General features: G+C 71.9%; 11 protein-coding genes, 2 tRNA genes, 1 pseudogene and 1 riboswitch. Of the genes and pseudogenes, 5 read left to right on the top strand and 9 right to left on the bottom strand.

Annotated features, from left to right (window positions below; translation table 11 throughout):
* The first annotated feature begins 11 nt into the window (after window positions 1-11).
* Window positions 12-1316, top strand: a complete 1305-nt coding sequence (locus VKA29_RS00210) for a PrsW family intramembrane metalloprotease (protein ID WP_324783046.1) — start codon at window positions 12-14, stop codon at window positions 1314-1316.
* 172 nt (window positions 1317-1488) lie between these two features.
* Here the strand turns inward: VKA29_RS00210 and VKA29_RS00215 are convergent, their stop codons facing one another.
* From VKA29_RS00215 to VKA29_RS00225, 3 genes are all read right to left on the bottom strand, one after another.
* Complete coding sequence (locus VKA29_RS00215; RefSeq protein ID WP_324783047.1) at window positions 1489-2502, bottom strand: M23 family metallopeptidase; 1014 nt, start codon at window positions 2500-2502, stop codon at window positions 1489-1491.
* Between the two features lie 11 nt (window positions 2503-2513).
* Window positions 2514-2671, bottom strand: a riboswitch (cyclic di-AMP (ydaO/yuaA leader).
* A gap of 268 nt (window positions 2672-2939) precedes the next feature.
* Window positions 2940-3013, bottom strand: a tRNA-Met gene (locus VKA29_RS00220).
* Between the two features lie 175 nt (window positions 3014-3188).
* The gene (locus VKA29_RS00225) at window positions 3189-4319 is read right to left on the bottom strand and encodes a dihydrofolate reductase family protein (protein WP_324783048.1); all 1131 of its coding nucleotides are present in this window, start codon (window positions 4317-4319) and stop codon (window positions 3189-3191) included.
* A gap of 66 nt (window positions 4320-4385) precedes the next feature.
* Between VKA29_RS00225 and VKA29_RS00230 the strand changes: the two genes are divergently transcribed.
* Complete coding sequence (locus VKA29_RS00230; RefSeq protein ID WP_324783049.1) at window positions 4386-4901, top strand: MarR family winged helix-turn-helix transcriptional regulator; 516 nt, start codon at window positions 4386-4388, stop codon at window positions 4899-4901.
* Window positions 4902-5113: 212 nt separating this feature from the next.
* Window positions 5114-5767: a GTP cyclohydrolase II gene (locus tag VKA29_RS00235; RefSeq protein WP_324783050.1), complete on the top strand. Its 654-nt coding sequence runs from the start codon at window positions 5114-5116 to the stop codon at window positions 5765-5767.
* 12 nt (window positions 5768-5779) lie between these two features.
* Here VKA29_RS00235 and VKA29_RS00240 read toward each other — a convergent pair whose 3' ends face one another.
* Window positions 5780-6322, bottom strand: a complete 543-nt coding sequence (locus VKA29_RS00240; protein ID WP_324783051.1) for an NADPH-dependent FMN reductase — start codon at window positions 6320-6322, stop codon at window positions 5780-5782.
* A gap of 360 nt (window positions 6323-6682) precedes the next feature.
* Between VKA29_RS00240 and VKA29_RS00245 the strand changes: the two genes are divergently transcribed.
* Window positions 6683-8419, top strand: a complete 1737-nt coding sequence (locus tag VKA29_RS00245; protein ID WP_324783052.1) for a GAF domain-containing protein — start codon at window positions 6683-6685, stop codon at window positions 8417-8419.
* A gap of 274 nt (window positions 8420-8693) precedes the next feature.
* Window positions 8694-9176 carry a DUF5994 family protein gene (locus tag VKA29_RS00250; protein ID WP_324783053.1) on the top strand — a complete coding sequence of 161 codons (483 nt, stop codon included), beginning with the start codon at window positions 8694-8696 and terminating at the stop codon, window positions 9174-9176.
* A 41-nt stretch (window positions 9177-9217) separates the two neighbouring features.
* Here the strand turns inward: VKA29_RS00250 and VKA29_RS00255 are convergent, their stop codons facing one another.
* The 5 genes and pseudogenes from VKA29_RS00255 to VKA29_RS00275 form a co-directional block, all read right to left on the bottom strand.
* Window positions 9218-10417, bottom strand: a complete 1200-nt coding sequence (locus VKA29_RS00255; RefSeq protein ID WP_324783054.1) for a GAF domain-containing SpoIIE family protein phosphatase — start codon at window positions 10415-10417, stop codon at window positions 9218-9220.
* A 76-nt stretch (window positions 10418-10493) separates the two neighbouring features.
* Window positions 10494-10655, bottom strand: coding sequence for a hypothetical protein (locus tag VKA29_RS00260; protein WP_324783055.1), 162 nt, complete (start codon window positions 10653-10655; stop codon window positions 10494-10496).
* A gap of 211 nt (window positions 10656-10866) precedes the next feature.
* Window positions 10867-10939 (bottom strand) — tRNA-Lys (locus tag VKA29_RS00265).
* Window positions 10940-11038: 99 nt separating this feature from the next.
* Window positions 11039-12598: an amino acid permease gene (locus VKA29_RS00270; RefSeq protein ID WP_324783056.1), complete on the bottom strand. Its 1560-nt coding sequence runs from the start codon at window positions 12596-12598 to the stop codon at window positions 11039-11041.
* Between the two features lie 163 nt (window positions 12599-12761).
* Window positions 12762-13196: pseudogene (locus VKA29_RS00275) on the bottom strand (RNA helicase); the annotation flags it as partial.

Below are 13196 nucleotides of genomic sequence, written 5' to 3' on the forward strand. Positions count from 1 at the left end.
GGGTCGATGCCGTGGCCACCTTCCCCCCGTACCCGACGCATCCGCCGCACGCAGGCGGCCTGGCCGGCGGCCTGGCCAGGCACGCGCACTGGTGGCAGCGCAAGTGGGTGCGCTACGGCGCGCTCAGCACCCTGCTCGCGCTCTCCGGGCTCGTCATCCTCGCCCTGGTGCGCGAACAGACCGGCACCGAGGGGTTCCTGGTCGGGCTGGGCCTCGCCGTGCTGCCGGTTCCGCTCCTGGTGGCCGCCTTCCGCTGGCTCGACCGGGTCGCCCCCGGCCCGTGGCGCAACCTGGTGTTCGCCTTCGCGTGGGGCGCCTGCGCGGCGGCGCTGATAGCGATCGTCGCCAACAGCTTCGCGACCCGATGGATAGCGACGTCGACCGCGGACCCGGCGAGCGCGGACACCCTCGGCGCGACGGTCATAGCGCCGGTCGTCGAGGAGTCCGCGAAGGCCGCGGCCGTGCTGCTGGTGTTCCTTTTCCGCAGACGGGACTTCACGGGCATCGTCGACGGGGTGGTCATAGCCGGGATCACCGCCACCGGCTTCGCGTTCACCGAGAACATCCTCTACCTCGGCACCGCCTTCGGCACCGACCGGCTCACCGGCGACAGCGGCATCGCCTCCGTCACCGCGGCGACCTTCTTCGTCCGCGTCGTCATGTCGCCGTTCGCGCACCCCCTGTTCACCGTCCTGACCGGCATCGGGTTCGGCGTGGCCGCCCTCTCGGCGGAACGGCAGCACGTCCGGCGAGTGCTCGTCCCGCTCTCCGGGCTGCTGCTCGCCATGGGCATGCACGCACTGTGGAACGGCTCGGCGACGTTCGGCGAGTTCGGGTTCTTCGCGGTGTACGCGGCCTTCATGGTGCCCGCGTTCGGGCTGCTGACGTGGCTGGTCATCTGGACGCGGCAGCGCGAACTGCGGACCGTGCGCGAGGAACTGCCGCCGTACGTCCTCGCCGGCTGGCTGACGCCGGCCGAGCCGTACGCGCTCGGTTCCATGCGGGCGCGGCGGACGGCCCGCGACTACGCCCGACACCGCTTCGGCAAGCCGGCCGGGCGGACGGTGGCCGAGTACGAGGCGTACGCGACGTCGCTGGCGTTCCTGCGGCACCGGGGACGGCGCGGACGCGCGGACGCCGACTTCGTCGTACGGGAACGGGAGTTGCTGGCCGAGCTGTGGTGGCGGCGCGAGATCGCGCGGCCGGCCCTGGACCACGCGGCCCGGGTGACGGCTCCCCCGGTGCCGGTCGTCGCAGCGCCCTGGCCGGCGTACGGGCATCCCGCGAACCCCGCGTACAACCCGTACCGCTCCTAGGCCCTGTCGTTCGGATCTTCCCGGCGGCGCGGGCCCTGGCACGCGCATCCGCCGCGTCGTCGCCGGTCGCCGACGCTCCGCCGGCGGTGTTCCCGGAGTTCCCGGGCACGCCTGACCGGCAGTCCTGACGTCGGGGGGTTTGCCGTCAGGACCGCCGGGGATCAGGGAGAGATCAGGGGTTGAGTCCCTTGCCGCGCAGCCAGGCCATCGGGTCGATGCCGCTGGCCTGCCCGCCCGCGTGAACCTCGAGGTGCAGGTGCGGGCCGGTCACGTTCCCGGTGGCGCCCACGCGCCCGATGACGTCACCGGTGCTGACCTTCTGACCCACGCTCACGCTGATCGACGACTGGTGGCAGAACCACAGCTCGGTGCCGTCGTCCAGGGTCAGGATCGTGCGGTAGCCGTACGACCCCGCCCAGCCGGCCTCGGTGATGGTCCCGCTGTGGACGGCCTTGATGAGCGTGCCGGTCGGGGCGGCGAAGTCGAGGCCGGTGTGGTAGCCGGAGGACCACATGGAGCCGGCCTGACCGAAGGTCGAGGTGATGGTGTACGAGGAGGTCGGCAGCGTGTACTGCTTGGCCAGCTCGGCGAGGCGCGCGGCCTCGGCCTTCCTCTTGGCCTCCGCCTCCGCCTTCTCCTTCGCGGCGGCGGCCTTGGCGGCGGCCGCCTTCTCGGCCTGCTCGGCCGCGTCGGCGACCTGCTTGGCGAGGGCGGCCTCGGTGGCCCGCTGCGTCTTGGTCTCGACCTGGACCTGCTGCGACTCGGCCTGCGCCATGATGCGGTCGCGCAGCGCCTCGCCGGCGTCCTTGGTGTTCTCCGCGGAGGTCACGCCGACGCTGCTGAGCGGAGTGGCGGAGCCCTGCGGCTCGGGCTCGTCGTCGGAGATCAGCGAGCCGACCGAGGGCAGGTCGGGCATGGAGATGGACACCGGCGGCTTGCCGGTGTTGGCGCTGGCCATGCCGCCCGCGCCGACGGCGGCTATGACACCGACGCCCAGGACCGTGGAGCTGCGGGCGAGTCCCCCGCCTCGCTGCTTGGAGACGCGGTGCCGGCCGCGTACGGGGCGGACGGAATCCTCTGTGGGGTTCCATGCCTCCCACGGGCCCTCGTCGGTGCGGTAGCTGCCGTAGCCGAAGGTGTCACTCGGCTGGAACGGGGCTGTCGGGGCAGGCCGGTTGGACGCCACGTGGGCGTGCTCCTTTCCTTCCTTCTCGCCTACCGGGTTAGCTGACGGGTTCGGAGCAGGAAGGTCTCCTACGCGCGTGTATCCACCGTGATCCCACGGCGGTATTCGCGCGATTCACCCCAGAGTGGTGGTTCCCCGGTTCCCTTGCGGGATTCGGCGCGTGCGCACGGAGCCGCCTCTTGTGACGGCTGGGACGACCGCGCTGCGTTATCGAACGTTAATAGACGCAGGGGCTCGTTTCCAAGCCGTTCCGCTTGATCATTAACGAATCCGCATCGGACGTACATCCCCATGACCGCCTAAAAACGGGCGAGTTCACCCCTCGCGCAACCCGGGGACCACACTGCGCACGGCGGCCGACCCATCACCGACAGTCACCGACCGCACGAAAACACCGACGGCCGGGACCTTTGAAGATCCCGGCCGTCGGCCTTGAGTAGCGGGGACAGGATTTGAACCTGCGACCTCTGGGTTATGAGCCCAGCGAGCTACCGAGCTGCTCCACCCCGCGTCGGTGTGTCACCAGTGTACGCCATGCGCAGGACGGCAAGCACACGCGCTTCTCCGCGCCGCGCGCCGTCGGCCGCGTACGGGCGGGACCCACCCCCCACCGCCAGCGCTACGCGGTCCCCCACCGAACCGCCACAGGCCGCCGCAGGCACCCCCAACGCCACCGCGGGCCGCCGCTACCCCACCAGATGCCGATTGGGCGCCTGGGCCCGCTCCGCGTACTCCGGCAGCACGACCACGTCGGCCCCCTCCCCCGCCAACAGCCCGCTGCCGTCGGCGCTTTCGACGAACGTGTCGGGTTCCCGCCACGCCGTCACCACCCGCCGTACCCCCGCATCGAGGATCAGCCGCGCGCACGGTTTGGGCCGGGACGCGCGCCGGGCGCACGGCTCGAGGCTGCTGTAGACCGTGGCGCCGGCGAGCCGGGGATCGGCGGGATCCAGTTTCGCCAGAGCCGCCTCCTCCGCGTGCACCACAGGATCGTCCCCCTCCCGGGAGTACCCCCGGGCCAGCTCCGTACCGTCACCGGCCACCACCACCGCCCCCACGCTGAACGCCGTCCGCGACGGCGGACACAGCGCCGCCAGCTCGCACGCGAGGGCGAGCCAGTGACGGTCGGCGGCCACGGCGACCTCCCCGGTCCCGGGGGCCGTCGGCTCGTACCGCATGAGGACGACGTCCTCGATCCGCCGCGTCTCCAGCAGCCGCAGCCGCCCGCCCTGGTACGCCCCCGGACCGAACAGCCGCGGCGCGGCGGGGTCGCCCACGAACAGCGGCGCCAGCGCGAGCTGCAGTTCGTCGGCGAGCCCCTGCTGGAGCAGCTGGGTGTGCACGAGCCCCCCGCCCTCCACCATGAGACGGCGCACCCCCCGGACGTCGTGCAGGTGCCGCAGCAGCGGCCGCCAGCCGACGTCGTCGCCCAGCGCGACGATGTCGGCGGCGAGCCCCAGCGCGCGGGCCCGCTCGGCGCCCTGGTCCGTCGTGTAGAGGACCTTCTCGCCGCCCGTGTGCCAGAACCGCGCCGCCGGATCGAGTTCCCCCGACGCGCTGACGGTGACCTTGAGCGGGTAGGCGGACCGGCCCGCGGCCACCCGGTCGGCGCGGCGACGCTCCGAGTTGACCAGCAGCCGCGGGTTGTCGGCCCGGATCGTCCCGGCACCGACCAGGATCGCGTCGACGGAAGCACGTACCTCGTCGACCCGGTCGAAGTCCGCCGGGCCGGAGAGCAGGAGCCGCTCGGGGCCGGTGTCGTCGAGGTAGCCGTCCAGGGAGACGGCGGCGGACAGCAGGACGTAGGGATGCGGCATCGAGCGCGCTCACTCTCGGAGGCGGGCGGTCCTGGTTCAAGTTTGAAACAAACTTACACTGGTGGCATGACACCCCGCTGGCTCACCCCGGACGAGCAGCGCGCCTGGCGCGCTTACCTCGCGGCGACGCACCTCCTGGAGGACGCGCTCGACCGGCAGCTCCAGCAGGACGCCGGCATGCCGCACCTGTACTACTCCATCCTCGCGAATCTTTCCGATGCGCCGGAGCACAGGCTGCGCATGACCGACCTCGCGGAGAAGACGAAGATCACCCGCAGCCGTCTGACGTACGCGGTGACCCGGCTGGAGAAGGACGGCCTGCTGCGGCGCGAGAACTGCAGGTGGGACAAGCGGAGCAGCATCGCCGCACTGACCGACGAGGGCATGGCGGTGCTGGAACGCACGGCTCCCGGCCACGTCGAGACGGTGCGCGCGTCCCTCTTCGACCACCTCACCGAGGAGCAGGTGGGACAGCTGGAGGACATCTGCACGGGGATCGCGCGGGCGCTGGAGGGCCAGGACGCCCCCCGGCCGGCCCCCGACGAGGTCCCGTGGCGCCGCCGCTCCTCCCCTTGCTCCTGAGCCGCGCCGCTTGTTCGTGAGCCGCGCCGCTTGTTCGTGAGCCGCACCACGTGGTCGTGAGCCGCACCGCAAAGCTGTTGATTCAAATTTAAAGCATGGAGTAGGGTCCCCTCAGCGGATCTGCTTCAAATCTGAAGCACACCTCCCGTGCAACCGCGAGCACGGAAGCAGAGCACCCGTCCGCGCCGTCCACCCCGGCCCCGGAGGCCCGCATGCCCGACCCCGCCCCCGACTTCCCCGCCGCCACGCCGCGCTCCCGCGTGCGGGTACCGCTGCGCTTCCACGACGGATACAGCGCCGACGCCGACCTGGTCACCTTCCACGGCCTGGCCGACGACCGCGAGCACGTGGCCGTGGTCCTCGGCGACCCGGCCCCCGGCACGCCTCCGCTGGTCCGCCTGCACTCCGAGTGCCTGACCGGCGACGTCTTCGGCTCGGCCCGCTGCGACTGCGGACCCCAGCTGCGCGAAGCGGTCGAGCGCATCGCCGGCCGCGGCGGCGTCCTGCTCTACCTCCGCCAGGAGGGACGCGGCATCGGCCTCTACAACAAGCTCGACGCCTACGCGCTCCAGGACGACGGCCTGGACACCTACCAGGCGAACGCGGCGCTCGGCCTGCCCGAGGACGCCCGCGACTACACGGCGGCCGCCCAGATGCTGCGCGCCCTCGGCATCGGCGAACTGGACCTGCTGTCCAACAACCCGGACAAGGCGGAGCAGCTGCGCACCCTCGGCATCGACGTCCGCGACCGCGTGCCCACGGGGGTGTTCACCACCGCCCACAACGTCCGCTACCTGCGCGCGAAGGTTCTCCAGACGCGGCACACGCTGCCGTTGGACAGCCTCACGGAGCTGACCGCGGGCTGAGGACGGCAGCCCTCAGCGGGCCGGGTCGGCCAACAGCCCGAGGACGCGCTCCAGCTCCCGCCGCGTCTCCGGGTCGGCGATCAGCCCGTCCGCCCCGATCGCCTGCCGGTCGACGGGCAGCCGCACGCAGGCGGACGGCACGACGCTCGCGCCGGTGTACTCCAGCACCGTCCGCAGCGTGGCCTGCGCGCCCTCACCGCGGCCCGGAGCGGCGGCGTTGACCCAGGCGACCGGCTTGCCGCCGATCTCGGTCCCGCCCACCGTCCAGTCGAGCAGGTTCTTGAACGAGCCCGGCAGGGTTCCGGCGTACTCCGGCGTGCAGACCAGGATCCCGGCCGCCCGGCCGATCGCCGCCCGCAGCCCGGCCACCGGCGCCGGCAGCGGGTCCCGGTCGTCGTCGGGGTTGAAGTGCGGCAGCCGCGCCAGGCCGTCGTACAGCTCCGTGCGCACCGGCACGGACGGGGCGACGGCCTGTGCGGTGCGCAGCACGGCCTCGTTGCCGGAACCGGCCCGCAGGCTGCCCGACAGCAAAAGGATCAACGGAAGCGAGGACACCCGCCCAACTTACGGCAGCAACCGACCGGCACACCCCTCTCCCTCCCCCTCCCCGCACCACGCCCCCACCCGGACGATCCGCCGACAACAAGTGTGACTCCCACACATCAGGGGAGGCGGATGGATGCGGACCGCCCCGGTGTCCGTCCCCGGACGGCGAAACCAGGAAGGCCCGTGGCGGCTCCCGCGGGAACGTCCGTCCCAGGAGAGGGGCAGCGGCCACAGCCCGGCCTGCGGCCACCGGTACCGCCCCCGCCCGGCACCGTGCGTTGCGGTTGCCGCTGCCGTTGCCGTTGCGATCCGGTGGGGCTGTCTGCGCATGCTGGAGACGTATGCCGGTTCGAGAGGTGAGGCGGCTCCGTGAACGACCGGTCGGGCACGAACAGTGAGGGCTTCGCCCGGCGGCTGCCCAGCAGGGCGTCGCCGGACGGGCGGCGAGACCACGCCCGGAGGGCTGCGGACGGCCGCGACCGGATGCAGACGCTGCTGGACGCCGTCGTCGCGATCAGCGGCGACCTCGACCTGGAGGACCTGCTGCGGCGGATCGTGCAGTACGCGGCCGAGTTGGTCGACGCCGAGTACGGTGCGCTCGGCGTCCTGGGTGAGGCAGGCCGGATACGGCAGTTCGTCACCGTCGACCGCGGCGCCCACTGCGACGAGCAGCCGACGGTCCGGCGTACCGGATCCCGCCCCGAGAGCCAGGACCTCCCCGACCCGTTGACCGCCCCGCTGAGGGGCCCGCTGACCGACCCGTCGGCCGACCAGTTGATCCGCGAACCGCGTTCCCTCACCTTCCTCGACTCCGCCGTACAGGCCCGGGGCGAGGTCTACGGCACCCTATACCTGGCCGGCAAGCGGAACGGCCGGCCGTTCGACGCCGACGACGAATCGATCCTGCGCAGCCTGGCCGCCGCGGCGGGCGTGGCGGTCGACAACGCCCGCCTCTACGACGAGAGCCGGCACCGCGAACGCCGGCTCGCGGCCGGTGCGGACCTGACCCGCGCCCTGCTGTCCGGGGAGCACCCCGCGCGGACCCTGCGGTCGCTGGCCGACGTGGTGCGGGAGATGACCGGCGCGGACCTGGTGACCCTGGCCCTCCCGGTGGGCGACAGCGAGGAACTGGTCGTGGAGGCGGCGGCCGGCCGTTCGGCGGACCGGGTGCGGGGCCTGGCGCTGCCCGGCACCACCCTGGCGGCGAAGGTCTACGCGACGGGACAGACCGTCAGCAGCGATTCCCTGACCGCCAATTCGCGCATTGCGGGCGGCAGCGCCTCCGTCGTCCCGCTCGGACCCGCCTTCTTCGTCCCGGTCGCCGGCCGCGAGCGGGTGCGCGGCGTGCTGCAGGTGGCCAACGAACCCGGCGGCGCCCCCTTCGACGAGGCGGTGGTGGAGATGGTGTGCGCCTTCGCCGACCAGGCCGCCCTGGCGCTGGAGATCGCCGAACACCGCCGGGACGCCGAACAGCTCACCCTCCTGGGGGAACGCGACCGCATCGCGCGGGACCTGCACGACCTGGTCATCCAACGGCTGTTCGCCGACGGCCTGAGCCTGCAGGCCGCCCTGGGCCGCCTCGGCGACCGCCCGGACGCCGCCGACCGCGTCCAGCGGGTCGTCGACGACCTGGACGACACCATCAAGGTCATCCGCTCCACCATCTTCGGCCTGCAGCACCAGGACCACCCCGGCCGCCGCACCGGCCTGCGCTCCCGGCTCGTGGCGCTGAGCGCCGAGGCCTCCGCGGCCCTCGGCTTCACCCCGGCACTGCGCATGACCGGCCTGCTCGACACCGACGTGTCCGCGCACCACGCCGACCACCTCCTGGCCGTACTGCGCGAAGCCCTGTCCAACGCCGCCCGGCACGCGGTCGCCACCGCGGTGGAGATCAGCGTGGAGGCGACGGACGGGACCCTGCGGCTGACCGTCGCCGACGACGGCCGCGGGATCGATCCCGCCGTGACCCGCCGCAGCGGCCTGGCCAACATGCACAGCCGCGCCGGGGAACTCGGCGGACACCTCGCGGTCGGCCGCCGCGACCCCTCCGGCACGGTCCTGGAGTGGTCCGTGCCGCTGCCCGTCCACGGCCCGGACGCCACCTGACCGACGACTTCCACGCGGTCGTCCGCCTCGGCAGCTCCGGCAGAAGCCCGCCGGCGTTTCCGGCAGCGCCGCTGCCGCCGGTCTCGGCGAGCAGCGCGGTGCCGCGTCCGGGCAGGCCGGCGATTCCCGACGAATCCGGCTGATCACGGCGACATCTGAGAATCAAGGCGAAACCGTTGATTTTCGGACTACACCGACACTCGCGGTGAGGGGAGTAGCGTGGTCAGCAGCACGGCGCACCCCGTGTCCGCCGGATCACGAAGGGGTGGTCCTCATGACCGACTCCGACACATCCCCCGCTCCCCAGCAGCTGCCGAGTGGCATCCATCAGACCGTACGACCTGGGTGCGCACTGCTCCGGCTTCAGACGACGGCATCGCGCGAAGGGGTCCTCGACGGGGCATGGTGGCCGCGATCCCATGACATCGGTGCGGAGTTGCCGGCACTGCTGGATGCGCTCACGGAGTACCTCGGCCCCCTGAGCCGGGTGGGCCTGGACACCACGGCCTGGGCGGGGGTCCCCACGCGGATCGCCGTCGACGACCACGTGGTGCGCGTGGACTCCTTCCCGGTGGGCGATGACACCGTCTTGATCACCCGGGGCGACAGGGACCACTTCTCGCTGCTGGTCGTCCCGCCGGAGGCAGCCCCCGAGGACGCTCGGGCGGCGATGGCCCAGGCTGTCCTGGCCTGCAACGTCAGCTCCGCGCGACAGATCCTCATCGACACAGGAGGAGGGCGGACGCCGTCGGGCTGACGAGTCGTGCCGCCCGGTGGGCCGCGGAGGCGGCGGTGCGATCAGCCGACACCGCGCCACTCCACCAGGAGCAGCGTGGCGTCGTCCGTGGTCCGTCCGCCGCGCGCCCGCTTGAGTGTGTGCGAGAGGGCACGCGCCACCGCTCGGACCCCACGGCCGGTCCGCTCCAGCCCGTTCACCAGACCGATCAACTGCTCCTCCCCGAACTGCTCCCCGCCCGCCGTGTGCTCCTCGATCAGCCCGTCGGTGAAGCACAGGACGCGATCTCCGCGCTTCAGCCCCAGCTCACTGACCTCCGGCTGCGCACCGCCCAGGCCCACCGGCAGGGTCGTCGGCCCGACCAGCCGGCGCGTGACACGGTGGTCGCGGACGAGCATCGGCGCGGGGTGACCGGCGTTCACCCACTGCAGGAGACCCGTCGTCGTGTCCAGCCGCATCATCTGCGCGGTGACGAAGTGGTCGGCGCCGAACTCCTTCGCCACGGCGTCGTCCATGTAGGCGTAGATCTCCGTCAGGCCGATGCCGAAGCGGCGGGCATGGCGGTAGGCGCCGATGGCCACGGTGGCCATGGTGGCCGCACCGAGGCCGTGCCCCATCGCGTCGATCATGGCGACGTGCAGAATGTCGTCGTTGAGCGCGTAGTCGAAGCTGTCTCCCGCCACGTCGTAGGCGGGCTCCAGGACCCCGGCCACGGCGACCCGCGGCATGATCATGGCCAGGGGCGGCAGCAGGGACCACTGGATCTCCGCGGCCACGCTCATCTCCTCACCGCGGCGGATCCGGAAGAACAGGTCGGAGTAGCCGTGCTTGGTCACCAGCAGATCGGCCACCAGTCCGGCGACCCGGTGCAGCAGGCGGCGGTCGTCGTCGTCGACCGCGTCCAGCGTCACCGCCAGGACGCCCACCTGATCGCCGCCGTCCAGCAGCGGCAGGTGGACGCGTACGCCGTCCTCCTCGGGCAGTTCGACGGACAGCGCGTCGAGGAAGCAGCCGCCCGCGGCGGAATCGTCGATCACCTGAGGGTCCCCGTCCGCGAGGCCCTCGCCGGGCAGGGGCACGAGCAGCTGCTGGCTGTAGTCCTGCAGCAGGATCTGCGGACGGCGGCCCCCCAGCCGCTCCATCACATCGGCGACGAGTGGACCGATGAGGTGGGCCGGCAGCTCATGCGCGCGATCGAGGAGCGCTCCCAGGAGCGCTTCCCCGAAGCTCTCGGAGCGGTCCGCGCGCGGTCCGGCCGTCATCGGCTCACCCGACGCGATCCGCGCGGACCCGGGCGGGCGGCCGATGAAGCCGCTGTCCGTCCCATCAGTGGTCCCATCAGTCCATCATGAGCCGTTCCGCTCCCCGCCGCTCTCCCGGCCGAAGCCGTCCGCGACGCAGGCCCGGGCCCAGCTCCCAGCGCTCCAGCACGGTGACGCAGTCCAGGGTGATGGCGAAGGCCGGGCGCACCGCCTGTCGAAGGTGCGTGTCGACATCCACGACAGACGGCCCACTCAATGGGGCACCCTGCCGAACCCCATGACCACCGGGTATCCACCGGGCCCGCGCCGAACCACGTTCCACGAAACGCAAGCCCACCGCTCACGCATCAGCGCAAGACCCGGGAAAACAGGACAGCGCCCGAGCCGACCGAAGCCGACCCGGGCGCTGCACAGCAGGTCAGAGGGGATGGTCTCTCCCCCTGCGGCCGTAGGCCCTGTGGGACTCGAACCCACAACCAATGGATTAAAAGTCCACTGCTCTGCCAATTGAGCTAAGGGCCCTGGCGATGTTGCCTCCCCGAGCATAGCCGGACGTGGCCGTGTCTCCGATCGGGTATCGCGGACACGGCCGCGTCGGAACCTCGGCCGGGGCCGGGAGTGTTACGGATCGACCTTTTCGGCCGCACCCGCCCGGGCCGTCTCACGGGCCGTCTCACGGGCCGTCTCACGGGCCAGGGTGCGGGCGTGTTCCGGGTTGAGGAACCAGTGCCGGGCCGACGCCAGCCACCAGGTCGCGGCGAAACCGAGCACGACCAGCACGGCCACCGGAGCGTAGTTGAACGTCTCCGTGGTGACCGGGGAGACCTGCGGCAGCATGAACAGCACCGTGATCACCCCGACCCACGCCACCGCCACCACACCCACCGGCTGCGACCAGCGGCCCAGGTGCCACGGCCCACGCTCGAAGTCCGCGCCCTTGCGCACCCGCAGCAGCGTCGGGATGACGTAGGCGATGTACAGGCCGATCACGGCGATCGACGTCACCGCCGCGTACGCCGTCACGTTGATCAGGTACGGCAGACCGAGGACCAGCGCTCCGGCCGCCGCCAGCCACACCGCCGCCACCGGGGTGCGCGTGCGCGGGCTGACCGTGTGCCAGACGCGGGAGAAGGGCAGCGCCCCGTCCCGCGAGAAGGCGTAGATCATGCGGCTGTTGGCCGTCACCGACGCCATCCCGCAGAACAGCTGCGCCCCGATCACCACCAGCAGCAGCAGCTTGCCGGCCGTCACGCCCAACGCGTCGAGGAGGATCTGGGCCGGCGGCGCCCCGGTCGGCGACGCGAGTTGCCGGTCGTAGGACTGGATGGCGAAGGTGAAGCCCAGCAGGAGCACGAAGCCCGCGATCCAGGACGTCCAGATGGAGCGGACGATCCCCTTCGGCCCCGCCGTGGACGCGTCGTGCGTCTCCTCCGTCATGTGGGCCGAGGCGTCGTAGCCGGTAAACGTGTACTGCGCCATCAGCAGACCGAGCAGGACCACGTACACGCCGCTGCCCCAGCCCGTGTTGTTCACGAACTCGCCGAACACGAAGGACGCCGACTGGTGCCTGTCCGGGACGAAGGCGAGCGCGCCGACGATCACCGCCACACCCAGCACGTGCCACCACACGCTGACGCTGTTGAGAAGGGCGACGATGCGCACCCCGAACGTGTTCAGCAGGCCGTGCAGCAGCAGGATCGCCGCGAACAGCAGGACCGTGCGGCCGGGCGTGACCTCGAAGTCGAACTGCAGGTTCAGGTACGCGCCCAGGAAGGACGCGGCGCCGAAGTCGATGCCGGCGGTCACCGCGACCTGACCCAGCACGTTGAACCAGCCCGTGAACCACGCCCAGGCGGCCGCCGTGCGCGGCAGAGCAAGCCGGTGCGCCCAGAAGTACAGGCCGGCCGACGTCGGGTAGGCCGAACAGATCTCGGCCATGGCCAGACCGACGAACAGCGTCATCAGACCCACCGCGACCCAGCCCCAGGTGATCACGGCGGGGCCGCCGGTGTTCATGCCGAACAGGTACAGCGTCAGGCAGCCCGACAGGACCGAGATGATCGTGAAGGAGACTGCGTAGTTGGAGAACGCCGACATGCGGCGGGCAAGGACCTGCGTGTAGCCGAGCTGGGCAAGCCGTTCTTCGTCCGACAGCCCAGTCGCGATGGCGTCATCTGTCATGTCCCCAGCGATTCCCGCGCCGGAGGCGTGACATGCGTCACAACATGGCCAAAAACTGCCCCTCGCCGTCGCCGCGTACGCCAAAAGGAAGAGACCCGCACGACAAGAGTCGTACGGGCCCCTCACCGATCACCCGCGTCAGCCGACGGGTCCGGCCGGCGGATCAGCCGTTGCGCTTCCAGCGCGGCTTGTCGTCACGACGACCGAAGGAACCAGCCCCGCGGTCGGCCCCACGGTGGTCGTCACGGCGGCCGAACGGGCGCTCGTGCCCACCCGCGCGGAAACCGGGACGGTCGTCACGGCGGTCACGGTTGAACGGACGGTCGCTGCCGCGGTGCCCGCCCCGCTCGTCACGACGCTCGAACGAACGCCCAGCCGAACGCTCGTCCCGGCGGAAACCACCCCGGTCACCCCGGTCGTCACGCCGCTCGAACGAACGCCCACCACGGTCGTCCCGGTCATCACGACGGAACCCACCACGGTCACCACGGTCGTCACGCCGCTCGTCCCGACGGAAACCACCCCGGTCGTCACGACGCTCGAACGAACGCCCACCACGGTCGTCACGCCGCTCGTCCCGACGGAAACCACCCCGGTC

It is taken from the genome of Streptomyces sp. H51, assembly GCF_035656535.1.
Classification (GTDB): Bacteria; Actinomycetota; Actinomycetes; order Streptomycetales; family Streptomycetaceae; genus Streptomyces.

What these genes read in the sequence shown, in the direction of transcription:
- VKA29_RS00225 (WP_324783048.1), bottom strand. Translation starts at nt 4,319, where the DNA reads ATGCCGCATCCCTACGTCCTGCTGTCCGCCGCCGTCTCCCTGGACGGC.
- VKA29_RS00230 (WP_324783049.1), top strand. Translation starts at nt 4,386, where the DNA reads ATGACACCCCGCTGGCTCACCCCGGACGAGCAGCGCGCCTGGCGCGCT.
- VKA29_RS00235 (WP_324783050.1), top strand. Translation starts at nt 5,114, where the DNA reads ATGCCCGACCCCGCCCCCGACTTCCCCGCCGCCACGCCGCGCTCCCGC.
- VKA29_RS00250 (WP_324783053.1), top strand. Translation starts at nt 8,694, where the DNA reads ATGACCGACTCCGACACATCCCCCGCTCCCCAGCAGCTGCCGAGTGGC.
- VKA29_RS00255 (WP_324783054.1), bottom strand. Translation starts at nt 10,417, where the DNA reads ATGACGGCCGGACCGCGCGCGGACCGCTCCGAGAGCTTCGGGGAAGCG.
- VKA29_RS00270 (WP_324783056.1), bottom strand. Translation starts at nt 12,598, where the DNA reads ATGACAGATGACGCCATCGCGACTGGGCTGTCGGACGAAGAACGGCTT.